Origin of the sequence: Gibbsiella dentisursi (assembly GCF_039539505.1) — a bacterium.
GTDB lineage: Bacteria > Pseudomonadota > Gammaproteobacteria > Enterobacterales > Enterobacteriaceae > Gibbsiella > Gibbsiella quercinecans.
In genome coordinates this window covers 673,884-698,437 of the sequence record NZ_BAABDG010000002.1, presented here as the reverse complement: position 1 = coordinate 698,437, position 24,554 = coordinate 673,884, and the positions used below count along the sequence as shown (strand labels likewise).

The 24,554-nt window shown below is 46.3% G+C and carries 20 protein-coding genes; 2 read left to right on the top strand and 18 right to left on the bottom strand.

The genetic code is table 11. The features are described 5' to 3' along the window. Nucleotide 1 precedes the first annotated feature (1 nt). The 15 genes from ABFX35_RS03630 to galU (ABFX35_RS03560) all read right to left on the bottom strand — a co-directional run bounded on the left by ABFX35_RS03630 (nt 2) and on the right by galU (ABFX35_RS03560) (nt 16,900). Nucleotides 2-1,201, bottom strand: coding sequence for an O-antigen ligase domain-containing protein (locus tag ABFX35_RS03630; RefSeq protein WP_346079212.1), 1,200 nt, complete (start codon nt 1,199-1,201; stop codon nt 2-4). 73 nt (nt 1,202-1,274) lie between these two features. Further along, complete coding sequence (locus ABFX35_RS03625; protein ID WP_346079210.1) at nt 1,275-2,210, bottom strand: glycosyltransferase family 2 protein; 936 nt, start codon at nt 2,208-2,210, stop codon at nt 1,275-1,277. A 43-nt stretch (nt 2,211-2,253) separates the two neighbouring features. Next, nucleotides 2,254-3,519 carry an oligosaccharide flippase family protein gene (locus ABFX35_RS03620; protein ID WP_346079208.1) on the bottom strand — a complete coding sequence of 422 codons (1,266 nt, stop codon included), beginning with the start codon at nt 3,517-3,519 and terminating at the stop codon, nt 2,254-2,256. 131 nt (nt 3,520-3,650) lie between these two features. Then, nucleotides 3,651-4,529 carry a glycosyltransferase family 2 protein gene (locus ABFX35_RS03615; RefSeq protein ID WP_346079207.1) on the bottom strand — a complete coding sequence of 293 codons (879 nt, stop codon included), beginning with the start codon at nt 4,527-4,529 and terminating at the stop codon, nt 3,651-3,653. A gap of 56 nt (nt 4,530-4,585) precedes the next feature. Then, on the bottom strand, nt 4,586-5,431 hold the full coding sequence (gene rfbD, locus ABFX35_RS03610; RefSeq protein ID WP_346079205.1) for a dTDP-4-dehydrorhamnose reductase: 846 nt from the start codon (nt 5,429-5,431) through the stop codon (nt 4,586-4,588). Continuing rightward, nucleotides 5,428-5,964 carry a dTDP-4-dehydrorhamnose 3,5-epimerase gene (gene rfbC, locus ABFX35_RS03605; RefSeq protein ID WP_121526051.1) on the bottom strand — a complete coding sequence of 179 codons (537 nt, stop codon included), beginning with the start codon at nt 5,962-5,964 and terminating at the stop codon, nt 5,428-5,430. The genes rfbD and rfbC overlap by 4 nt, the downstream gene beginning before the upstream one ends. A 1-nt stretch (nt 5,965) precedes the next feature. Further along, entirely contained in the window at nt 5,966-6,835 is an 870-nt protein-coding gene (gene rfbA, locus ABFX35_RS03600; RefSeq protein WP_346079203.1) for a glucose-1-phosphate thymidylyltransferase RfbA, read from the bottom strand. 19 nt (nt 6,836-6,854) lie between these two features. Continuing rightward, on the bottom strand, nt 6,855-7,919 hold the full coding sequence (rffG, locus tag ABFX35_RS03595; RefSeq protein WP_346079201.1) for a dTDP-glucose 4,6-dehydratase: 1,065 nt from the start codon (nt 7,917-7,919) through the stop codon (nt 6,855-6,857). A 27-nt stretch (nt 7,920-7,946) separates the two neighbouring features. Then, the gene (gene wbaP / locus ABFX35_RS03590) at nt 7,947-9,380 is read right to left on the bottom strand and encodes an undecaprenyl-phosphate galactose phosphotransferase WbaP (protein WP_346079199.1); all 1,434 of its coding nucleotides are present in this window, start codon (nt 9,378-9,380) and stop codon (nt 7,947-7,949) included. Between the two features lie 45 nt (nt 9,381-9,425). Then, entirely contained in the window at nt 9,426-10,340 is a 915-nt protein-coding gene (locus ABFX35_RS03585) for a glycosyltransferase family 2 protein (protein ID WP_346079197.1), read from the bottom strand. A gap of 161 nt (nt 10,341-10,501) precedes the next feature. After that, nucleotides 10,502-12,676, bottom strand: coding sequence for a tyrosine-protein kinase Wzc (wzc, locus tag ABFX35_RS03580; RefSeq protein WP_346079196.1), 2,175 nt, complete (start codon nt 12,674-12,676; stop codon nt 10,502-10,504). A gap of 16 nt (nt 12,677-12,692) precedes the next feature. Next, a complete protein-coding gene (locus ABFX35_RS03575) occupies nt 12,693-13,127 on the bottom strand; it encodes an arsenate reductase/protein-tyrosine-phosphatase family protein (protein WP_346079194.1) in 435 nt (144 codons plus the stop codon). Between the two features lie 13 nt (nt 13,128-13,140). Next, a complete protein-coding gene (locus ABFX35_RS03570; protein ID WP_346079192.1) occupies nt 13,141-14,277 on the bottom strand; it encodes a polysaccharide export protein in 1,137 nt (378 codons plus the stop codon). Nucleotides 14,278-15,058: 781 nt separating this feature from the next. Beyond that, complete coding sequence (galU, locus tag ABFX35_RS03565; protein WP_346079190.1) at nt 15,059-15,955, bottom strand: UTP--glucose-1-phosphate uridylyltransferase GalU; 897 nt, start codon at nt 15,953-15,955, stop codon at nt 15,059-15,061. A gap of 45 nt (nt 15,956-16,000) precedes the next feature. Then, the gene (galU, locus tag ABFX35_RS03560) at nt 16,001-16,900 is read right to left on the bottom strand and encodes a UTP--glucose-1-phosphate uridylyltransferase GalU (RefSeq protein WP_095845229.1); all 900 of its coding nucleotides are present in this window, start codon (nt 16,898-16,900) and stop codon (nt 16,001-16,003) included. A 675-nt stretch (nt 16,901-17,575) separates the two neighbouring features. Between galU (ABFX35_RS03560) and ABFX35_RS03555 the strand changes: the two genes are divergently transcribed. Further along, nucleotides 17,576-19,162 (top strand): TerC family protein, encoded by a 1,587-nt coding sequence (locus ABFX35_RS03555; protein ID WP_346079188.1) that lies wholly within the window; start codon nt 17,576-17,578, stop codon nt 19,160-19,162. A gap of 685 nt (nt 19,163-19,847) precedes the next feature. On the opposite strand, the gene asmA is transcribed toward ABFX35_RS03555, so the two are convergent. The 3 genes from asmA to udk form a co-directional block, all read right to left on the bottom strand. After that, entirely contained in the window at nt 19,848-21,674 is a 1,827-nt protein-coding gene (gene asmA, locus ABFX35_RS03550) for an outer membrane assembly protein AsmA (RefSeq protein ID WP_346079187.1), read from the bottom strand. 42 nt (nt 21,675-21,716) lie between these two features. After that, nucleotides 21,717-22,298: a dCTP deaminase gene (gene dcd / locus ABFX35_RS03545; protein WP_279029356.1), complete on the bottom strand. Its 582-nt coding sequence runs from the start codon at nt 22,296-22,298 to the stop codon at nt 21,717-21,719. A 121-nt stretch (nt 22,299-22,419) separates the two neighbouring features. Next, on the bottom strand, nt 22,420-23,061 hold the full coding sequence (udk, locus tag ABFX35_RS03540; RefSeq protein ID WP_095845234.1) for a uridine kinase: 642 nt from the start codon (nt 23,059-23,061) through the stop codon (nt 22,420-22,422). 389 nt (nt 23,062-23,450) lie between these two features. Between udk and ABFX35_RS03535 the strand changes: the two genes are divergently transcribed. Then, nucleotides 23,451-24,104 (top strand): phosphatase PAP2 family protein, encoded by a 654-nt coding sequence (locus ABFX35_RS03535; RefSeq protein WP_346079184.1) that lies wholly within the window; start codon nt 23,451-23,453, stop codon nt 24,102-24,104. The last annotated feature ends 450 nt before the right edge of the window (nt 24,105-24,554 follow it).

Here is a 24,554-nt window from a genome sequence, read left to right as displayed (position 1 = left end):
CTTATGGTTTAATATAATTACGAGGATTACCATTATTTTCTAGCATAAATTTAATATTATTGAACCTTGCGGAGAGATATAAAATAACTCCGCCAGAAGCACCAAATAAAAAAGGATTGAACGAACCGCATGCCCCCCAGAAAAAAAGGAAAAAAACAGGTCCATAATATTTATATACTTTTTTTTCTCTAGGTAGTACGAGCCAAAATATTAACAATAAAAAGATAAATACTCCCAGCATACCAAATACCATAACCATAGAAAGCGATTGTGTTTCATATAAATATTTTGTACTGGCTGAGCGTGTAAGATTCGGGATATAGTGTCCTAAACCCTGCCCCAAAACAGGATACTTATATATTTCATTTATAATTCCTCTATTTTGAATCAATCGCTCGATATCAGAAGCATCATTGATATTTTGGCCATTAATTCGTGAATCTATTATAGATGTTATCATTCCCCCTAATGGGGTAAAATACATAAGTAAAGCAAGGACAATAATACCAACAATAGAGATAATTATGATTCTCGTCATAGATGCCTCAACTAATACAGCAATTATTATAAACAATGCTGTCTGAAACCACATAAGTCGAGAAAAGGTAAGTAACATAGAAAAACATAATAATGAAAAAATAATAGTAGAGAATGAATTTATTTTTCTCTTTTCAATTAACTCTTTAGTATAAAAGTATAAAAAATAGGGCGTGGCAGCATCCATAGGTATTTGAATCCGTCCAACAACAGAATCTGTTGTACCCATGGTCATCATTTCGATACCCCAGACTTCAGTAACTTGCTTGACCAAGGCAGTTACGTTAACGCCAGTTGCGAATGCATAAGCTAACATTAATAGTTTTGCAACCGCAATAATAATAAAACATTTTTTTATTGTTTCGTAACAAGTGCTATCGCTGTCATTATACTTGCACGCCGTGATCAATAGAGCAGCTACTATGATAGTAAGAAATATATCTCTTGTCTGCCCAATTATGTTCCCTATCTCATTCCCCATCGATATTGAAAAAATTATAGAGATCAATATAAATATAACAAACGGGAATAATTTATATAAAAAATCAGAAAATATTCTTCTGTCAGAAACAATATAAGCTGACATTGTCAATAGAATAATAGGGCTTCTTAGTAGAATTAAATAAATAGAGCTTTTTATAAAAAAATCTTTAGATATTCTCATATTTTTGTCTTATATAAGTTAAGCCTGTGTGATCCTGTATAATTTAACATAATCTCAAACTATTAACCATCTATCAAAATACATATAAAAAGAAAAAAATTAAATTTCTCGCAATTCCCTTCTTACCGATCCTAGCAGAAAAGAACAACTTGACTCTACTGATAATTGCCCACGTAGAAAATGATTTGATATATTCTTCGATAAATTGTCTTTCTTCATTATTTATCTGAGAACCAAACTCATCAAGAAAATGCACAGCTTGTATTTTTGTTTCCTCGATAGATTTTTTTGATTTTTTGATAAATTGAATTATTTTTCTCACAGAGAAGTAATCATGAAGTTTGCGTTCAATGCTACCAACTTGATTTCCTCCGTGCTGTCTATATAGAATGGTAGATGAGTTTAAAAAAATAATTTCCCCTAAACATTTTGCAACCAACGCAATGTACCAATCATGCATAACCGTAGCAGAAAAATTCTTATTTTTTACTTTACTCAATAACAATTTATTCATCGCCATTACACAACCAGTCACACTATTACTAACCAAAAGCTGACCTAACGTAGGCTCTGAATATATATTTTGTGAGGAAAACATTGAATCCGAAATAACATTGAGATCTCGATCAACTATTTTTAGATCAGAATGAATAAGAAGTGGTTTAGTCTCCCCAACAACTTCGAATTGACGAATGAATAGCTCAAGCTTATTTGGAAGCCATATATCATCCTGGTCTGAAAAAAAAATATAATCCGCGTTAGAGTTATTTATTAAAAAAGAAAAATTAAGCTTTACGCCACCTTTCCTACTGTTGTCAAGCAAAAAAACTCTCTTATCTTGTATTTTGGTAATTATAGCACAAGTTTCATCGACTGAAGCATCATCTGAGATAATCAACCTGCATTCATATCCCTCAATATTATCAAAATTTTGCAGGATAGAGTTTATCTGCGCATTTATGTATTGCTCACCATTATAGCTTGCTAGTATAATATCTATTTTTTTCATGGCATCTCTTAATCTAAGATAAAATTTTTAACTAAAATATTTCTCACTTAATATAGGTTCTAGGATTCAACGCCTTCAGGTGAATTTTTAGCACCACTCCCTTATTAAAGAAGTAATTAAGTAAGGTTAATGACAGAAATTCAGTAAGTACAGTTCCATAAGCAGCACCATACATTCCATACTTGCTAGTCAAATAGTATGATATCGGTACAGTAATAATCATGACTGCTATCATTTTTTTCGACAAATAGTTATAACCGGACTCATAAATTATATATTTATTTGCTATTGGCCCCATACATGAGCACAAAGAGTTTATCGTCATTATCATTAAAATGTCATATGATTGACTAAACTGCACCCCATATAGAATATTAATAACAAATTGACCAAAAACATTTATACAAAAAACAATAAATATGGCAATAAGAAAAACTAAACCATTTAGCTTTGCCGCCATATTTATAGCCTTTGTTTTATCTCTAGTTTCATAAATTCTTGCAAAGTAAGAAGTAATAATTGCAGCAGTGACAAATGTCCATGCTGTTGCTAATTGACTTCCTACAGCAAAGATGCCAAGTTGCTCATTCCCGCCAAACTTCATAATAAAAAACTGAGCCAGCCTCGCATATATAATAACCGAAACAGTCGATATAGCGAGAGGTATACCAGAAAAGAACATATATTTACTATATTTTAATTCTTTTTTAAATGAAAATTGCTTACTAATAGAATTCCGTTTAAAAAAGAATGATCTTTTCATCAAGTAAGGAATAAATGTCACCAATATAATTGGAATTGATAAATATAAAAAATTCAATTCAAACTTTGCTATCCCCAATCGTACTAGGAGGCTAATGGTTAATCCTATAACATTACATATGGTATTTATTTTTGAGCTTAATATGGCATTGTTATAAACAGAGTAAACATCTATTGTTGTAAAATAAAAAGCTGCTGCTGTGGCAACCCCAAAAACAAACGTTACATGATCAGATTCTGTATATAGAACAGAAAGAACTATAGCAGAAATTAAGAAGAAACAAATATTTCTCAACTTAACAGTTGAAAGCATTAGCTTAATACCAGAGACTCTATTCTTACTTACTCTTTTTAAAAGAATATGTTCCGAGCCAAACATAGCTATTGTCTGAACAATAATAAATATGGATGATACAAATGTTATTTTGCCAAAATTTTCTGGTCCTATATATTTCGCAACATAAGACGTTACAAAAATAAGACCGAATATAGAAACTATTTTTTCTATTATCATCCAAATAGAATTAGAAATAACTTTTATGTCCAATTGTAAATCTCATATGACTTAGTTAATGAAAAGATCAGTTTAATTTATTAAATAAAATTCATCGAAAAATATCAAACTAAAAAAATAAGGCCATCATACAGATCAGTAAAGATGACCTAGATTTATTCATTTTATTTAAGAATATACTTCATATAAAATGTTATTAAACTTCTTTTCACTTTCCTCTTTAACGTTGGGTACAGTATATTAGGTAATTTATCATCATGATAAATATAGTCATTAGAATTATCCAAGTCTTTTTTTAATACAATTCGAAAATCTTGCAATTCCTTACCTTCTGGTATTTCGAACCCTCGTCTTTTGTACCATTCGCTAGCAGTTACTTTTTCATGCTTAAATGACGAACCTGAATCTTTAGCATTTCTTGCTATAAGCCTTGCTTTTATTTGATCTAATGTTCTGTATTGATAGTGCTTTAGTCTTATTCTTTTTGATGTTGGCTTTAGCAGATTAGCAGGCCATTCAGAGTATTGAGGCCAACAAAGTGATTTTTTATCTTTAATAAACCTTATTTCTGAGTGATTACACTTATAATTTTTAAGCCGAGCTGTAACAGATTGTTCATTATTACTTATATTTTTTTCTTTTTCATAATCATCTTCAGTATAATAATATTGAAATGATGCATTATAAACACAATCAACATCAGACTCTAAGTTTGTTAGGAACTCTCTAGGATCATCTATATAAAACTCATCTCCATCTAAACGGCACCACCAGTCCCCATCTTTTGAAAAATGGCGAAAATCATTGAATAATATTTGCCGTAATGCAAGGTGGAACTTACCGCCGTATCTACCCCATAATACTATCTTATCATTATCTTTTGCCAGCTTAGTCAACTTATCCCATGTACTGTCATTGCTCATATTATCCATCACAAATATTTTATCAGCCCACTTAACAGCATCTAAAATAGTTTCCTCGATAATATCGTCTTCATTTTTAACAGTCATTAGAGCAAAAATATTAAATCTCTTGCTGTCCATTATTTCCCCTATAAATGTTATTAATATTTCTATCTATTAGCTGATTAAATTAACAACTATAGTATGGATCCAAGGGCAGCTACCCAGTTTGATGGTTGAATCCCTATCGAAGAAATTTTTTCCATATTTAAGGCAGAGTAGCTCGGTCTTGTTGCCGGAGTTGGATATTGTTCTGTAGTGATGCTATTAATTATAGGATTTTTACTTAAAACCCCCTTATCAGTTGCGATATTGAAAATAGCCTCCGCAAATTCACTCCATGCTACTTCCCTATCACCACAGAAGTGATAAATCCCACCCTCGGCTTCTTTCTGCAGCAAATCAATAATCGCCTGGGCAATATCCCCGGCATAGGTCGGGCAACCACGTTGATCGGCAACAATCCCCAACGTATCGCGATCTTTCGCCAGGCGCAGCATGGTTTTCACAAAGTTATTGCCATACTCACTGAACACCCAGGCGGTACGGATAATAATCGCTTCCGGCAGCACCCCGGCAACCGCCAGTTCACCGTCCAGCTTCGTCTGGCCATACACGCCTAGTGGGTTGGTCACATCCGTTTCCACATACGGGGTCGTTGCTTTGCCGTCAAAGACATAGTCCGTAGACACATGCACCAGGCGCGCACCCGCCTCTTTTGCCGCCAGCGCCAGGTTTTTTGGCCCACTGGCGTTTATCAATGCCGCCAGTTCCGGCTCGGTTTCTGCCTTGTCCACCGCGGTATACGCCGCCGCGTTCACGATAACATCCGGCTGATACTGCGCAACCGCCTGTTTCACCTTTTCCAGATCGGTAATATCCAGCGTATCCGAATCCGTCGCCCACACTTCCCAGCCCACCGGCAGGCGGTCCTGGAAACAGCTGCCCAACTGCCCTTTTGAACCGGTCAATAACACTTTCATTTCGCCAGCTCCTTCAGACGTTTGCCCACCTTGTCTTTCTCGGAAAGCAACGGATTATCGATCGGCCACTCAATGCCCACGTCCGGATCGTTCCATAGCAGGCAGCCTTCATGCGCCGGGTTATAGTAATCCGTGCATTTGTATTCAAAGTCTGCCGTGTCGGAGAGCACCACAAAACCGTGCGCCAAACCTGGCGGCACCCAGAACTGGGTTTTGTTTTCTTCCGAGAGGATCACTCCTTCCCAGGCACCATACGTGGGCGAATCCGGGCGAATATCCACTGCCACGTCAAACACTTCACCACGGACCACGCGCACCAGTTTGCCCTGCGGGTTCACCTTTTGAAAATGCAGGCCACGCAGCACCCCTTTAGAGGAACGGGAATGGTTGTCTTGCACGAAATCCAGATCGATATTCAGCATTTCCTGGTAGCGTTTCTTCTCAAAGGTTTCCAGGAAAAAACCGCGTGCATCACCAAACACCTTTGGCTGGATAATTTTTACACCATCAATTTTTGTATCAGTAACCTGCATGTTATTTATCTCCAACCAAATTCGCCAAATATTGCCCATAAAGTGTTTTGCTCAGCAATTTGGCTTCGGCAGCCACCTGCTCACGTGCCAGCCAACCCTTGCGGAAGGCAATTTCTTCCAAGCACGCCACTTTAAACCCCTGGCGTTTTTCAATGGTGTGGACAAACTGCGAGGCTTCAATCAGGCTGTCGTGCGTGCCGGTATCCAGCCAGGCAAAACCACGGCCCAGCAGTTCAACGTTCAGGTTACCCTGGTCTAAATACATCTGGTTCAGGGTGGTGATTTCCAGCTCACCGCGGTGAGAAGGCTTCACCTGCTTCGCCATTTCCACCACTTTGTTGTCATAAAAATAAAGCCCGGTCACCGCCCAGTTGGATTTCGGTACCGCAGGTTTTTCTTCGATAGATAGCGCGCGGAAATTCTCATCAAAATCCACCACGCCGAAACGCTCGGGATCCATTACCTGGTAGCCAAACACCGTGGCACCTTCTTCACGGGCCACCACATTTTCCAACTTGCGACCAAAGCTTTCACCGAAGTAGATGTTATCGCCCAACACCAATGCGCAACGGTCGCCATTAATAAATTCCTCGCCAATCAGGAATGCCTGCGCCAAACCGTCTGGGCTGGGTTGCACTTCGTAACTTAAATTGATGCCAAACCGGCTGCCGTCCCCCAACAGACGTTGAAACGAAGGCATATCCTCTGGCGTAGAGATGACCAGAATATCCCGAATACCTGCCAACATCAGCACAGAAATCGGGTAATACACCATCGGCTTATCGTAAATCGGAAGCAACTGCTTGGATACACCACGTGTAATCGGGTATAGGCGCGTTCCGGAACCACCGGCAAGTACAATACCTTTCATCGTAAACTCCTATTATAGATTAACGGGTTAAACCCAAACGTTCACCAGCGTAAGAACCGTCTTTAACACGGCTCCACCATTCTTCGTTTGCCAGGTACCACTCCACCGTTTTGCGGATGCCACTTTCGAAGGTTTCCTGCGGTTTCCAGCCCAGCTCCGCCGCAATTTTAGAAGCATCGATCGCATAGCGCATATCGTGGCCGGGGCGATCGGTCACGTAGGTGATCAGATCTTCATAGTGGCCGATACCCTGCTGTTTGTTGGGCACCATCTCGTCCAGCAGGCGGCAAATGGTTTGCACCACTTCAATGTTTTTACGCTCGTTGTGGCCGCCGATGTTGTAGGTTTCCCCCACTTCACCTTCGGTCACCACTTTGTACAGGGCGCGGGCGTGATCTTCCACATACAGCCAATCACGGATCTGGGCGCCATTGCCGTAAACCGGCAACGGTTTACCATCCAGTGCATTCAGGATGATCAGCGGGATCAGTTTTTCCGGGAAGTGATACGGCCCGTAGTTATTGGAGCAGTTGGTTACGATGGTCGGCAGGCCATAGGTACGCAGCCAGGCGCGCACCAGATGATCGCTGGCGGCTTTGGAAGCGGAATACGGGCTGCTCGGGGCATAAGGTGTGGTTTCTGTGAACAGATCGTCAGTGCCGTGCAGATCGCCATACACTTCGTCGGTAGAAATATGATGGAAGCGGAAGGCTTGTTTAGCTTCTGCACCCAATGTATTCCAGTACTGGCGCGCCGCTTCCAGCAGCGTATAGGTACCCACGATATTGGTTTCGATAAAGGCTGCCGGCCCATCAATAGAGCGGTCAACGTGGCTTTCTGCCGCCAGGTGCATCACTGCATCAGGCTTGAACTCATTAAATATGCGATCTAGTTCACTGCGGTTACAGATATCGACGTGTTCAAATTTGAAGCGTTTGTTGTCTGCAATCGGTTTTAGTGATTCAAGATTCCCTGCATAGGTCAGACTATCCACTACCAAGATCTCATCCGCCGTATCGTTAATAATATGGCGAGCAACTGCAGATCCAATAAACCCAGCACCACCGGTAACGATAATTTTCATATAACCCTCAAGTTCTCTTATTATCACTTAATACGCACCATCTCTTTTTAAGACCACATTGATGGTTTTAAAAAGGATCGCAATGTCGTTCCACAAAGACCAATTTTTTACATACCAAGCATCAAAATAAACGCGGGTATCATAATCCACGTCATTTCTGCCGCTCACCTGCCACAGCCCGGTCATACCCGGCTTTGCCATCAGATAATAATCGCGATCGCCGGCATATCGCTCCAGTTCTTTTTCAATAACTGGGCGCGGCCCAACCAGGCTCATTTCCCCTTTCAGCACATTGAAAAGCTGCGGTAATTCATCCAGACTGGTTTTACGGATAAACTTGCCAACGCGAGTAATGCGTGGGTCATTTTTCAACTTAAAGTCTTTATCCCATTCAGCTCTTGCCTCGGGGTCATTCTCCAATAACTGTTGTAAAACTTCCTGGGAATTCATTACCATCGAGCGGAATTTTAAGCATTTAAACTTAACACCATCCCGCCCTATACGTTCATGACCATAAATGGCATTGCCGCCGTCTTTCGCGACCAGATAAGCAAGGATAGCTAAGATAGGAGATAATAAAATAACAATGCTACCCGCACCGATAATATCAAAAGTTCGTTTTAAAAAACGCGATGTTCTTTTTGCCAGGTTATTGCTCACGCGCAGAATCATTACCTCATGGCTAAAGATAAATGACATATCCGTGCCATATAACGGTACACCGCGGAGCGTTGGAATCACCGAAACAGAACGGCAACGGTGTTTAGCCAGTTTTTTCAACCATTCATCACGCAAAGCGTGCTCATCAAATTCCAATGCAACAATAAACTGGGTAGACTCCGGATCACACTGCCGCCACAGCTCTTGTTCATCACAGATTACAGGTTTGCCTTCCAGTTCCTTCTCACACTGTTTTCCGCTAGAAAAGAAGGCGCAAATCGCAAATCCTAAAACCTCTTCACTTTGTAATGCTGCATAAGCATCACATGCGTTTTTCCCTGTACCTATAATGATAGTTTGCTTTTGCCACAGCCCCAGTTTATTGAGCAGGCGTTTTGTTGCCGCTCTGGCAAAAGGCACCAACAATAGGGCTAAGCCCCAGGTTAATATCCACACATAGCGCGAAAACTGCCATTTAGAGAAGGCGACCAAGGCCAAGTCGCACACGGCAAAGATCAATAATGTTCTGAGAATTTCTTTCAGCTCAAACCAGAAGGGCTTGCGGTAGGTATAGTGGCGTAGCCGAACCCAAAACCAGCCAACACAGATAACCCCAAGCATGATATGTGTAAGGATACGCGCGGGCATTTCTGATTCTGGAATAAATTCATTCATATCCCCGCCACAGAGTCCAATCAGGTATACGGCAGCAATTAGAGATAACGTAAAAAATATAAAATCAGAAAACGCCAGTAAGAATTTTACGATATTTGTTTGTTTAGAGTAACTAAGCGCACTCATAGAATTATCCCTTATTAATAGGATCATTTGTCATTAATAGGATCATTAATCTGAAACACTATCCCAATAACGCGTATGCATACTAAGTTTTTTTCTCCACTTAGGTGATAATCTGCTATAGTTCTGCCCAAGTTTATACCCAATAATTTTTGCAAAGTTATTTATACATGCCATTGGGATCCATAGTGGAGCATGTTTAATCAAATAATTAAATTCAGAGATAATAAATTTCTTCCCTTCCCCGCCAGCGCCTCCAAATGATTCACGAATCCAAGGTTCATCATGATGAAAAACACCAATATCAAAATAACGTTTAAACTCTTCTACCGCATTATAATTATGTGAATGACACACTTCAGCGTCAGCTACATAAGATACCTTATAACCTGCAAGGACAGCTTTAGCTGTAAAATACATGTCTTCACAGAGGATAGTATTAGAAGGAAATCCACCGATTTGTTCAAAAACTGATAAACGGTAAGCTGAAAATGAATTAGACATAAAAACAGCTTTTAATCCCATATTCTCTTTCGACGACAGATCACTCACGTAACTTGTCGAGCGGTAGTTAAAATCTCTCGCATGTTTGGCTAAAGGATTTGCATTAGTATGTGGAAGCTGGCGCCCATAGGCACATGCTACTTTGGGATCATTAAATGTTGATAGTATTTTTTCTAAAAAACCAGGCTGTGGTATGGCATCCTGTGTAAGAAAAATTACAATATCTGCGTTATCAGTATTATTTTTCACAGCCAAATTTCTAGTCCCGCCGTGATTAAAATCTTTCGATTCAATACTTAATGTTCTAAATCCTTTTGAATTTGCAATAGAAAGTGTTGAATCTTTACTCCCTGAATCTATAACATAAACATTATCCGAGCCAAGCACCGATAGTTTTTCAGCCACATGTTTCCAAAGCTCACCACCATTATATGTAGGGATGGCTATCACATATTTCATTATAATCACCTATGAATATAGGAATGTTTGTCAATAACCTTGATAGATAAATCGTCTTACGCACTTAATTTTATTTATAGAGATGGTAAATCTGATTAATTATTGGGGAATTAGTAAAGTAGCAAAAAATAAAAAATAGTTTCTTGCTACTTTATATTTATTTATTTTTCCGAGTTATAACTATAACTATAACTATCATATCCATAATTATAGTAATTTGACGCTTTGCGCATAACAGCATTGAGAATAACACCTTTAATCTCTATACCGTTTTGCTCAAACCGTCTAATACTCACTTCGACCTCTTTCGGGCTATTTAATTCAAACCTGGCTACCATCAACGAAGTCCCCGCGTGCTTGCCGATAATAGCTGCATCTGTAACAGCTAAAATTGGAGGAGTATCAACTAATACAAGGTCATAGTTTTCACTAGCCCATTTAATCAGAGATTCAAAGCGAGCATGCATTAACAATTCCGATGGATTAGGTGGAATTTGTCCGCGAGCGATAAAATCAAAGCCAGTGCTTTTCATATGCTGAACAGCACTACTAATGTCAATTTTTCCAGACAAAACATCTGATAGGCCGTTCTTACCGCTAGCCCCAATCAGTTCGTGTGCATATCCCTTACGCATATCGCTATCGATAAGCAGTACTTTTTGCCCAACTTGAGAAACAACAGCAGCGAGGTTAGCACTGATAAATGTTTTACCAATACCAGGACTAGCCCCCGATATCATTAACACATTATTTTTTGCCTCCATCATAGCAAAATGCAAACTGGTCCTCAGGCTACGAATAGCTTCAACGGCTAAGTCCGCGGGGTTACCGAATGCGAGCAATGAATCAGAATCGCCATTATGCCTTTTATTTTTATATTTATTTTGTAGCTCCAAGTCACGCTTACGCTGCCATTCAGACAACGGCACACTCGCATAAACATTAATCCCCAGCTCTTCAAGTTGCTCAGGGCTTTCAATGCCACGGTGGAAATACGCTTTGGCAATAACATAACCACAAGAAACAACCCCACCTAAGATAAGGCTCAATAAAAGTGTAATTGCCTTGCGAGGTTGAACTGGTTTATCGTCCGTCAAAGCTCTATCAACAATTCGTACATTACCAATAGTACTTGCCTTCGAAATGCTTAACTCCTTCTCCCGATTAAGCAATTGCATATAAACTTCTTGACCAGAATTAACATCCCGACTCAAACGTAACACTTCCTGTTGTGTCTGTGGCATTGCATTTACACGCTTATTAAGTCTTTCTCTATCTTCTTCAAGAGTTTTACGTTTTTCCAACAATGCGCGATAAGCTGGGTGCTCTTTAGTATAAAGTTTAGAGATATCAGCCTCTTTAAACGTCAATTCATTGAGCTGACTTTCTACAGAAACAATACTATCAAGAACTGACTTTGCTTCCATGGATAAATCGACTGAATCTTTTTGCTGCCTATATGTATTCAGTTTATCTTCCGCGCTATCAAGGGCAGAGCGTATTTTTGGCAACTGCTCTTGAAGAAATACCAAACTTTTCCCATCTTCTTCTGATTTTCTAGCTATATTCTGCTCGAGATAGTTACGCGTAATACTATCCAATATTTTTTGGATCAATATAGGATCATCACCTGTAAATGTTAACCCAAGAACACCAGTATCTTTCCCCTTGTCTACTACTTCAAAATTATTAAGTAGTTGATTAATTGTTGTCAGGAAAGATTTTAACGAGATAGTAAAAGTAGTCCCTGGTTCGGCAACAATATCGCTAACAAGTATACTAACGCCACTGTTCTCCGCTAAAATCCCCACATGCCCATTAAATAACGCCTTACCATCTTTATTGATAGTATATTCTTTAGAGTTTTTCACAGTAAGTTCAACAGAAGAATCACTCCAACTACTTGGTAAAGAAAACTTTGATACTGCCAATTTCCCTGGTTCTTCCCCTAATATTCGGGATAATCCTCGGCCAAAGATAGGAAAATAATTTTCTTTAACATCTGTTGTAAGATTTAACTCATCAATTGTTTTCCCAAGAATCATGCGTGACTGTAATAATTCAATTTCAGGTGCCGAATCCGGCTGCCCAGAAGGCAAAAGCTGATTGAGTCCGCTTATTAACTTATTCGCAACGTTCTGCTCTACTTGAACTAATGCACTTGCTCTATAAATCGGTGTCGCAAATAAACAGTATATTATTCCAAAAGTTAAGAAAATTGCCGTTATGCCAATAATTAACCAACGGTTATCTATTAACTCACCCAAAAGACGGCCCAGATCGATTTCATCTGAACCTTCATTTTTATTTATTCCAACTTTATTTTTTTCAGACATTGTAGATCCTGACTGGCTATCGGCTTAAGACTTTAGCCCATTTTTGGGCTGATTCATCAAGAAGGCGGTATACAAACTCAAAGGCTTCGCGGCTTTGATGGTACGGGTCCGTGATTTCACGTTGACCAAGCCAGTGTCCGAACAGCATAGTTTTTCCCCTCACCTCTGGCGCTAAACGGCTGACCGCATCAATATGGCCTTTTTCCATCACTAGGATCAGATCATATTCCCGACACATAGCCGCTGTCAGCTGTCTGCCCTTGTGCCCTTCCAAGGATAAATTGTGCTGGTTAGCAACTTCCACCGCGGTGGCATCAGCAGGCTTCCCAGCCATTGCCCCTAACCCCGCTGAACTCACTTTCTTACCGGGCAACATCTTTTTTAGCAGCCGTTCCCCGGTTGGGGAACGGCAAATATTGCCCACGCATACTACCAAAATTGAATCAAACAATTTCTGCCCCCTACTATGGCCAATTGCGGATACGTAACGTGCCTTCGGTGAGATCGTTATAACCAGCAATTGTCGGTAACAACTGATTGATCACACGATTCCAGCGCACCACCGGGGCAGTGGTTACATATACAATATCGTAAGGCTGCAGTTGGAATTCGGTGCCCATCACCATCGCGGCTGCATCAGAAGCATTTAATTGATAAATATTCGCCAACTTGTTGCCCTGAGTGCCACGCAGTGGGCGGATAACAAACACCCCAGTAGCATCCGAGAAGCTCTGATTCATCCCTTCCGCATTACCCAGCGCTTCGGTCAGCGTCATACCGCTGCGATCCATCTTCAGGGTGGCTTGTTTAGTTACCTCGCCCATCACGAACACTTTCAGATCATCATTACGTGGCACATAAAGAATATCGCCTGGATATAACAGATAATTTTGCGTCAGGTCACCGTTTTGCATCAACGCCTGTAAAGAAATGCGCTGCTCTTTGCCATTGTGCGTTAACACCACATTGCGCCAATCGGCATCGGCGGCAAGGCCACCGGCAGCGTTGATCGCATCCATCACGGTGAGCGGCACGTTAGTGATCGCCTGCTTACCGGAGGTGGTAACCGCCCCGGTGACATAAACCTTTTGCGAACGGAAGGCTGCAATGCTCACGTCCACCTGTGGGCTTTCAATATACTGCGCCAGGCGGTTGGCGATATCGTTGCGCACTTCACTCACCGTTCTGCCGGCAACCCGAACTTTGCCGATATAGGGGTAGAAAATGGTGCCGTCAGAATTCACCCAGTTGCCGGTGTCGCTGGCACTGCGATATTGGCCCGCCGGCGTGGTCAACTCGGGGTGATCCCACACCGTTACCATCAACACATCGCCAATGCCGATGCGGTATTCATAATTCTGCAGTTCGCGATCCAAAGAAGCATTATTCTGCGCCACCACCGGTTTGGCCCGCATTTGCTCAACCAGCCGTGGAGTCAGCGGGAAGACATTAACCAGTTTGTCGATGTCAAAATCGCTGTCCTGCTGTTTAATAACATCTTTTCCGCTGGTGGAGAGGTGGGTGCCGGGAACGATCGTACAACCGCTAATCACACTGATCGATACCAGGAGCGGTATCAGTTTCCATTGTTTTTTTGCCATCGAGTTATCATCACTTTCAAAGTAAATATTTACGCTGTGCTAAGTCCCCGGCCAACCGTGGCACCTGTTGCGGTTCTCAGCAAAATGGGGTTGTGATACCAGCCCCCATGCATATTAAAAGGGAACGTGCTCATTGAGCAACCGTTGAACCCAGCTTTGCTACGATACAGAAAGAAACAGCCACTTGGTATTGCTGCCCTCACCCCAACCCTCTCCCACAGGAGAGGGAGCCGGCAGTGCTCCTTATAAGGAACGAGAGCGGTGCTGAGATAGTGAGGGAGGATCATTTACTCCTCACCGCGCCCTCATCCCAGCCCTCTCCCACGGGGAGAGGGAGCCACGCAGTGCTCCCTATAAGGAACGAGAGCGGTGCTGAGATAGTGAGGGAGGATCATTTACTCCTCACCGGCCCTCACCCCAGCCCTCTCCCACGGGGAGAGGGAGTCGAACGGTGCTCCCTTTCAGGAACGAGAGCGGTGCTGCGATGGTGAGGGGAAATCATTTACTCCTCACCGGGCCCTCACCCCAGCCCTCTCCCACGGGGAGAGGGGGTCGAACGGTGCTCCCTTTCGGAAACGAGAGCGATGATGCGATAGTGAGGGGAGTTATTTACTCCTCACCCAGCCCTCTCCACAGGGAGAGGGCGCCGTGTGGTGATCTCTATTCCGGTTATATAGCGCTCTGGGGCCGTTCAGTGCTCAAGAGTATGAACTGCAGGCGCGGCTTTTACCAATATATCTGGCTGTTAATTCCACAACCAGGCTGTTAGTTACAAACCCGCTTAAAACTGCAGTTGCTCTGCCCATTCGCGGAAGGCTTTCCCTTGTGCAGGGTGGCGCAGGCCATAAGCTACAAAAGCCTGCAGATAACCCAGCTTTTCACCGCAGTTGTAGGATTCCCCCACCAATTCTGTCGCTTCTACAGGTTGATGTTTCAGCAGTTCTGCAATCGCGTCAGTTAACTGAATGCGGCCCCAGGCACCGGGTTTGGTTTTTTCCAGAATAGGCCAGATGTCAGCAGAAAGCACATAGCGGCCCACTGCGGAATAGTTGGATTTTAACCGCACTTCCCGGCTTGGTTTTTCAATAATAGAGGTCATGCGCGCGCTTTCGCCAGGCTGCAGCGTAGTTGTTTCACACTCTACCACCGAGTAATCATACAGCACATTCTCATCGTCGGCCGCTTGCACCAACACCTGGCTATCGCCACTTTGTTCAAAGCGGGCAATCAGGTGAGCAAGGTTATCTTTTTTCAGATCTGCTTTCGCATCATCCAGCAGGATGTCGGGCAGCACCACCACAAACGGCTCATCCCCGACCAGCGGTTTAGCACACAGCACAGCATGCCCCAGCCCTTTTGGCTGCCCCTGGCGGATATGCATCAGCGTCACGCCCTTTGGCGTGATGGATTGTACTTCATCCAACAGTTGGCGTTTAACGCGCGCTTCGAGCATTGCTTCCAACTCGAATGAGGTATCGAAATGGTTTTCTATCGCGTTCTTGGAAGAGTGCGTCACCAGAATAATATCTTTGATACCCGCGGCGACACACTCGTTAACGATATACTGAATCAACGGCTTATCGACGATCGGCAACATTTCTTTTGGAATAGCCTTGGTCGCCGGCAGCATACGCATACCCAGGCCAGCAACGGGAATGACAGCTTTTAACTTCGTCATGGTAGTCCTCTTTCAATCTTGTGATCGTATCTGCGGCCGCTGCAGTTATTTATTGGCGAGAGCCTGTTTCAACCACTTGCTGAACCCTTCACCCTCTGTGGCATGGCGCAGGCCATATTGCACGAATGCTTTCATATAGCCCAGTTTATCACCACAGTCATGTGATTTGCCGCTCATATGGAAAGCTTCAACCGTTTCTTCATCCATCAACAGAGCGATGGCATCGGTCAGTTGGATCTCATCGCCGGCTCCTGGAGGGGTTTTCTCCAGCAGCGGCCAAATATCTGCAGAGAGCACATAGCGCCCCACTACGGCCAGGTTGGAAGGAGCATCCTCAAGCGCCGGTTTTTCCACCACCGCGGTCATTGGCGCACTTTCTCCAGCGGCCAATGCGACCCCGCCACAATCCACCACACCGTATTTAGAAACGTCTTTCTCTGGCACCGGCTCCACCATCACCTGGCTGTAACCGGTCTCTTCAAAACGCTGGATCATTTTCGCCAGGTTTTCCTTGCGCAGATCGGCACTTGCATCATCCATCAACACGTCTGGCAACAGTACAATAAAAGGTTCATCCCCGACCATCGGTTTCGCACACAGTACGGCATGCCCCAGCCCTTTTGCCTGCCCCTGGCGTACCTGCATCACGGTAACGTCTGGTGGGCAGATGCTTTTCACTTCCGCCAGCAGTTGGCGTTTCACGCGTGCTTCCAGCACCGCCTCTAACTCAAAAGAGGTATCAAAGTGGTTTTCAATGGCGTTTTTGGAAGAGTGCGTCACCAGAATAATATCTTTAATTCCGGCAGCAACGCATTCACTCACGATATATTGAATCAGTGGTTTATCTACCACGGGCAGCATTTCTTTCGGAATTGCCTTAGTCGCCGGCAACATACGCGTACCCAATCCTGCCACAGGAATGACTGCTTTCAATCTCTTTTGCATATTTTATATCCATCAGCAAATAACAATTAAGTGTAACAGACACAGGCTAAGCCAACGCTTCCGGGGGAAATGAATTAAGAAAATTCCATATCAACGATCGGTAAAGTGACAAAAACTGTTCTTTATCAATCGGTTCCGGCACGCTACCGCCCTTGGCTTACAGCTACCAATGCACTGGGAATGATTCTGGATGGCTAACGGACACATGTTCACCATGTATTCAGCCGAACAGTGTTAACCACTGGTATACAACGCAGGGTAATCACAAGAAGGGCAAAAAAGCCTATGTTCTATACAAAGTATTGATAGTTTTTTACATATTATATGGCTAGGATTCTTATACTATTAACCCACTGAGACAAGCCTTAGATCGGCTTCTCACGGGCTTTTAGGAATAAGACTACTCTTTGATAAGGACTCGGAAAATTCTAACATAAGCAGAAATTCATAACACGATGATTTAAATAATAATTGTATTGCAGTTGCTTTAATAAACAGTTAAAGCGATGGTTTTTTATGTTATTACCCACAAAAAACCCACGGTTTTATCCAGCTCATTTAACTATTCTCCTTATCCCTATCTTCCCTGCTGTTTTAATGTTGAATTTTCCTTTGCCAACGCCCATCATGCGCGTTACGGCATAAGCCGGCGAACTAAAAGGTGAAATTGGTCATATGGAATGGATCGCAGATCCAACAATTTGGGCCGGCCTGGCCACATTGGTCGTGCTGGAGATTGTACTGGGGATAGACAACCTCATTTTTATTGCCATCCTGGCAGAAAAACTACCAAAAGAACAAAGAGATAAAGCTCGCGTTGTCGGCTTGCTGCTGGCGCTGCTAATGCGTATGGTGTTGTTAGCTTCTATATCCTGGCTGGCAACTTTAACCAAGCCGCTGTTCTTCCTTGCCGAGCATCCCTTCAGTGGGCGCGATCTGATCATGCTGGTCGGCGGTATCTTCCTGTTGTTTAAAGCCACGATGGAGTTGAATGAACGGCTGGAAGGCAAGGATGAAGAGCAACACGGCACCCGTAAAGGGGCCCGCTTCTGGCCGGTAGTGGCGCAAATTGTGGTGCTGGATGCCGTCTTCTCGCTGGATTCGGTGATAACGGCAGTCGGGATGGTTGATCACCTGGCGGTGATGATGCTGGCGGTCACTATCGCCATCGGTCTGATGCTGTTGGCCAGCAAGCCGCTCACTCGCTTTGTCAACGCCCATCCGACTATCGTCATCCTGTGCCTAAGCTTCCTGTTGATGATCGGCTTTAGCCTGGTGGCGGAAGGTTTTGGCTACCACATCCCCAAAGGGTATCTGTATGCGGCTATCGGTTTCTCTGTGATCATCGAAGCACTGAACCAGCTTGCGCAGTTCAACCGCCGCCGCTTTCTTTCCCAGGTGCGTCCTCTGCGCGAACGCACGGCAGAAGCCGTCCTGCGTATGCTAAGTGGGAAGCATGAAGAGGCCGAAGTCGATCGGGATGCGGCTGATTTGATCGCCGACAGCAACAGTGAAGGCAGCGAAATCTTTAACCAGCAGGAACGCAATATGATCGAGCGCGTGCTGGGGATGGCACAGCGCACCGTCAGTAGCATCATGACGTCCCGGCATGATGTGGAATACCTGGAACTGAACGATCCGCAGGAAAAGCTGAAACAGTTGCTGGAAAAGAACCAACACACGCGCATTGTGGTTATCGAAGATAGCGATAGCGATGAACCGCTTGGGGTGATCCACACGATTGATGTATTAAAACAGCAGTTGCAGCAAGCGCCGTTGGATCTACGGGCGCTGGTAAAACAACCGTTAATCTTCCCTGAAGGGCTAACGCTGCTCAGCGCGTTAGAGCAGTTCCGCCAGGCGCAAACGCACTTCGCCTTTGTGGTGGATGAGTTTGGTTCGGTTGAAGGTATTGTTACCCTGACCGACGTGATGGAAACCATTGCCGGTAACCTGCCCGAAGCCGGCGAGGAGATCGATGCACGTCATGATATTCAGCAGTGTGAAGACGGCAGTTGGATTGCCAACGGCTATATGCCGCTGGAGGATCTGGCGCATTTCCTGCCTCTGCAATTGGAAGAGAAGCGCGAGTATCATACGCTGGCCGGTTTGCTGATGGAGCACTGCCAGCGGATCCCGGAACAGGGCGAGCAGTTGGCAATTGATGGTTATCTGTATGAGCCGTTGGAGATCAGCAGCCACCGTATTCTGAAGGTAAAAATCACGCCGCTGGCAGAGCCCGATCAGGATGGCGAGGGGTAACCCCTCACCCTAACCCTCTCCCCCAGGGAGAGGGAATAGCCCAGCGTTTCTGTATTAGTACCGCACCAACCCCACCATCCCCTGCGCTCCTTCTCCCCTAGAGAGAAGGCCGGGATGAGGGCCTTCGGCACTCCCATGCCAAACCCTGCGCCCCTTCACCCCTAGGGAGAAGGCCGGGATGAGGGCATTCGGCACTCCCATGTCAGACCCTGCGCCCCTTCTCCCTCTGGGAGAAGGCCAAGATGAGAGCATTCGGCACTCCCATGCCAAACCCTGCGCCCCTTCCCCCCTAGGGAGAAGGCCGGGATGAGGGCATTCGGCACTCCCATGTCAGACCCTGCGCCCCTTCTCCCTCTGGGAGAAGGCCGGGATGAGGGCATTCAGCACTCCCATGCCAGCCCCTGCGCCCCTTCTCCCCTTGGGAGAAGGCCGGGATGAGGGGATTCTGCACTTCCATGCCAAACCCTGCGCCCCTTCTCCCCTAGGGAGAAGGCCGGGATGAGGGCATTCGGCACTCCCATGCCAAACCCTGCGCCCCTTCTCCCCCTGGGAGAAGGCCGGGATGAGGGCATTCAGCACTCCCATGTCAGACCCTGCGCCCCTTCTCCCTATGGGAGAAGGCCGGGATGAGGGCCTTTGGCATAGTAAAAGAAACGGGCCGCTTGGCGGCCCGTGAGGAAGGTGATTACAGCTTGTCGAGCAACTTTTTCAGATCCTGCCCGCTTTGCGAATCCTTATTCTTTTCCGCCCATTTATTCAGGGCATCCTTGGCGCGGTTCTGTAGCGACTGGCGCAACAGCTGATCCACCTTCAACTGATAATTAAGCCTGTCCCACGGCCCATAAACCCGCAGCGGGATCGCTGTTTTCCGCAGCAGCGCAATCAGATCGTTATTCCCTTGCCACCCGTCGGTTACCTGCACATTCAGCGTCATATCACACTGCTTGCCAGGCATATCGAGCGTCCCGGCCCCCTTGATATTCAGCGCAGATGAATCAGCCTGCAGTTCGCTAACCTTCACCGCCCCGGCGTTCAAATGCGCCCGGGCCGTCAGGCGCTGCACTTCCGTATAGCGTTGATATTTTTCCTGGCCGCTCACACGGCTATCGCTACGTGCCACCGCCTGCTGGATCAATTGCTGAATGTTAAGCCCATGCAACTGCACGTTTTGCATCGCTAACTGCGCATCGCCTTGCCAACTGTGTTTAAAGGCTTCCGCGCTCAGCTTATCGCCGCCAAACGTGCCCTGCAGATTGAATTTTCCGGTTATCACCTGCGGCATATCAAACGCTTTCAGCACCGGGCCCAGTTCTATCTGTTTGATGTCTGGCCGTAACGTAATAGCAGGTTTAGCGCTGCGCACATCCAGTTCGCCCGGCAGAGAAAACTCGCCGCCCGCCAGCTTGCCGCCAAGCGCCCCTAACGTTAACAGCCCACGCTGGTTCTCCGCCTGTAACGCCAACGGGGCGATCTCCAGCCCACGGTAGGTGAGCCGATCGGCTTTCAGCGCCAGCTGTGCGGTAAAATCACGCAGCACATTCAGGCTTTGCGCTTCATCCGGCGGGCTGGCAATCACCGGCGCCAATGGCGCGGGCTGCGGCGCCTCACCAATGTTGTCTTTCCAGCCTGAAAGGGTATCCAGGTTAAGATGTGGCGAAGACAGGTTTACCGCATAATGCGGCACGCTACCAAATTGCAGTTGAGCATCGCCGGTAAGTTGGCTGTCATTCGCGCTAAGCACCACGTTATTCAGCGCCAGCTGCTGCTGCACCCGCTGGTAAACGGCCTGCACGCTCCCCTCGCCTTTGATGCCGCCGTTAGTAATATCAGCCCCATCCAGTTGATAGGTAAACTGGCTGATATTGGCGCTAATCTGCTGCGGGTATTGCTGCAGATCCAAATCAGCCGCCAGCGTAAAGGCCAGATCGCGCTGATCGCGGTTAACCCGGCTGGATAACGCCAGCTGCGCCTGATGCAGGCCGTTTTGCTGCAGCGTCAGGTTAATATCGCGCACGTTGATCTGCTCATTGTTCGCCCGCTGCCAAATCAGCAGGCTATCGACGATGCGCAAATTATCAATATCGAATTTCCACGCGGCCACCGCCGGCTCTTCAGCGTTGCTGGTTGGCGCGGCAGGCGCCCCCGGCACGGTTTGCTCTTCACTGTCGGGGGTCAGGCGAATAACGCCGTTTTTCAGCATCACCTGCTTAACCGAGAGCTGGTGTGAAAGCAGCGGCAGCAGTTCAACGTCCAAACGCATGTTATCGGCGCTGACCACGGGCGCATCGGCACCAGGCGCCGTCAGCGTCATGCGGCCGGCCAGAATGCTAAGCTGCGGCCAAACGTGCCAGCGCAAATCACCATCCAGCGTTAGATGATAGCCACTCTTCTGTTCGACCTTTTTCACCATGTAAGCACGAAAATCGTTGGGATTGATCAGCAGCACCAGCGCAGCCATACCGGCCACCAGCACCACCAGCAAAATCGCCAAAGTCGTCAGTAATCGTTTCATGCCATCCCCTTGTCAGCCCCCAGCAGCAATGTCCTTCAGCCGTTAATCTTTGTCGATACGGCTGGCTACGGCACCCTGTTGATCTTTATATTTTGCATCCTGGCGGCGATTATAAGGGCGGGCAGCCGGGCCGGAAAGCGGCTCGAAGCTCAACGCGCCGATCATCATCCCAGGGCGCAATGCCAACGGCAACTTACCTGAATTATAGAACTCCAGAACGATTCGGCCCTGCCAACCTGGATCGATACGGTGTGCGGTGACATGCACCATCAACCCAAGGCGCGCTAGTGAAGAGCGGCCGTCAAGCCAGCCGACCAGATCGTCCGGCAGCGTAACCGATTCCAGCGTCACCGCCAGCGCAAGCTCACCAGGGTGCAGGAAGAAGGCTTCGCCCTCCGGCAGCACGATCTCGTCACTCATCACGCGATCCAGCGCGGCGCTGACTTCATCTTTCGGGCCGCTCAGATCGATAAATGCCGCAGTATGCCCGCGGAATACGCGGAACTGATTTCCTAAACGGACATCCACTGTGGCACCGTTAATACGCTCCACCGGTGGACGGGGTGAAATAGCCAGCTTTCCGCAGTCCAACCAGCTTTCTATATCGCGGTCACACAGTCTCATCTCTTCTTCTCCATCAAAGCGCATAAACTAAAACAAAAAGTGCCACACAATAGGCGAAAGGTCTACGTCGGGGCGTAAATCATGGGAGACAGGCCGGGGATTCACCGCCCGGCCAACAGCATCATTCAAAGAACTGGCTGATTTTGGCTTTCAGGATGTCGATCGCAATCCGATTTTTACCACCGCGCGGCACGATAATATCGGCATACTGTTTGGAAGGCTCAATAAATTGCAGGAACATCGGGCGAACGGTTTTCTGATACTGCGCCATCACCGAATCCATCGAACGGCCACGTTCGTTGACATCACGCTTCATACGGCGCATCAGGCAGATATCCAGCGGAGTATCAACAAAGATAGAGAAATTCATTTCCTGGCGCAGGCGGATATCCGTCAACAGCAGAATGCCTTCCAGGATAATGACTTTCTTGGGTTCCAGATGGATGGTTTCTTGTTTGCGGGTATGTTCGGTGTAGCTATACAACGGCAGTTCAATTGCCTTGCCGGCCTTAAGCATTTGCAGATGCTGGAACAGCAAATTGTGATCCATGGCGCTTGGGTGGTCATAATTGGTTTTGACCCGCTCTTCCATGGTCAGATGGCTCTGGTCTTTGTAGTAACTGTCTTCAGGGATAACGCCGATGTGTTGATCGCCAACTTGATCGCGGAGCTCTCGATATAACGTACTGGCAATCAAACTTTTCCCTGAGGCAGATGCGCCAGCTATACCAATAATGACGCATTGATGCGGCTTGTCAGTCATAAAATTAAAGACCTGGTTTCGTAGTGTGAGGGGGGGAACTAAATCGCGCTAATTATAGGGAGTTAGCAGGCCCGGCGCCAGTATTTAGAAGGCAGCGGCAACAATATGCACACAAACCGTTGCCGTAATAACCATTTCGCCTTTTTATGCGGCGGTATACGCAAAATAAGGCGAATTGCAGGGTTTGCCCACAATGGCAGGCCCGGGGATGAGCACCAAAACGCCTGCGCATTGCGGGTGACGGATTTAGATACTGTTTTCAGAACTTTTACACTACTGTTAATACAGCAGCCAAGCTAGAATCACAGCATTCCGCCACGATTATTTATGAGTACTCGCGATCACGTGAACAGTCTATCCCGTTATTTATTGCCACAGAGTGTGCACCTATGAATTGGCACTTTTTGACCTTCTTCGGCGACAGTATGCTGTTGCTACCAAGCGCCGCCATTGTGTTCATTATTCTGATGCTTTCGCCGGCCAGTAGAAAGCCGACCTGGCAATGGATTTTACTGTTCGGCGGCGTGGGGGCGGTGGTTTGCCTCTCCAAGCTGGCCTTCATGGGCTGGGGGATTGGCAGCCGTGAGTTCGATTTTACCGGTTTTAGCGGGCATTCGGCGCTCTCGGCCAGCATCTGGCCAGTGATGCTGTGGCTGCTGGTCGGGCGCTTTTCAATCAACGTGCGCCGTGTGGCCGTGGCCTGCGGCTATTTGCTGGCGCTGGCCGTGGGCTATTCACGCCTGGCAATCAATGTGCATTCCACCTCGGAAGTGGTTACCGGCCTGGCGCTGGGCTGCACCGTCAGCGCGGCATTCCTGCTGTTGCAGCGCAACACACCGCCACCACGGCTTTCTTACCGGAAAATCGCCGCGGCGCTGGTGCTGCCACTGTTTTTGATTAACACCGGCACTGCGGCGCCGACGCAGGGTCTGCTGGAGCGCATAGCGGTAACCATCGCGCCGGTGAAAAAACCTTTTACCCGTGCGGATTTGCACGCCAAACCACTAGCCGTGCCCGCGCCGGTGAAAGTAGCGCAAGACTAATCGCCCCTCACCCTAACCCTCTCCCCAAGGGAGAGGGAACAGACCGTGCACAACTGCCAGCCAGCACTGCCTATCCCACACACCCATGCTGCATAGTACACCCCCTCTCCCTTGGGGAGAGGGACGGGGTGAGGGAACAGGCCAAACACAATTGCCCGCCAGCACTGCCTATCCCCCACACCCATGCCGCATCGTACGCCCCCTCTCCCTTGGGGAGAGGGCCGGGGTGAGGGAACAGGCCGAACACAATTGCCAGCCAGCACTGCCTATCCCCTACACCCATGCCGCATAGTACGCCCCCCTCTCCCTCGGGGAGAGGGACGGGGTGAGGGAACAGGCCGAACACAATTGCCAGCCAGCACTGCCTATCCCCCACTCCCATGCCGCATAGTACGCCCCCTCTCCCTTGGGGAGAGGGAACAGGCCGAACACAATTGCCCGCCAGTACTG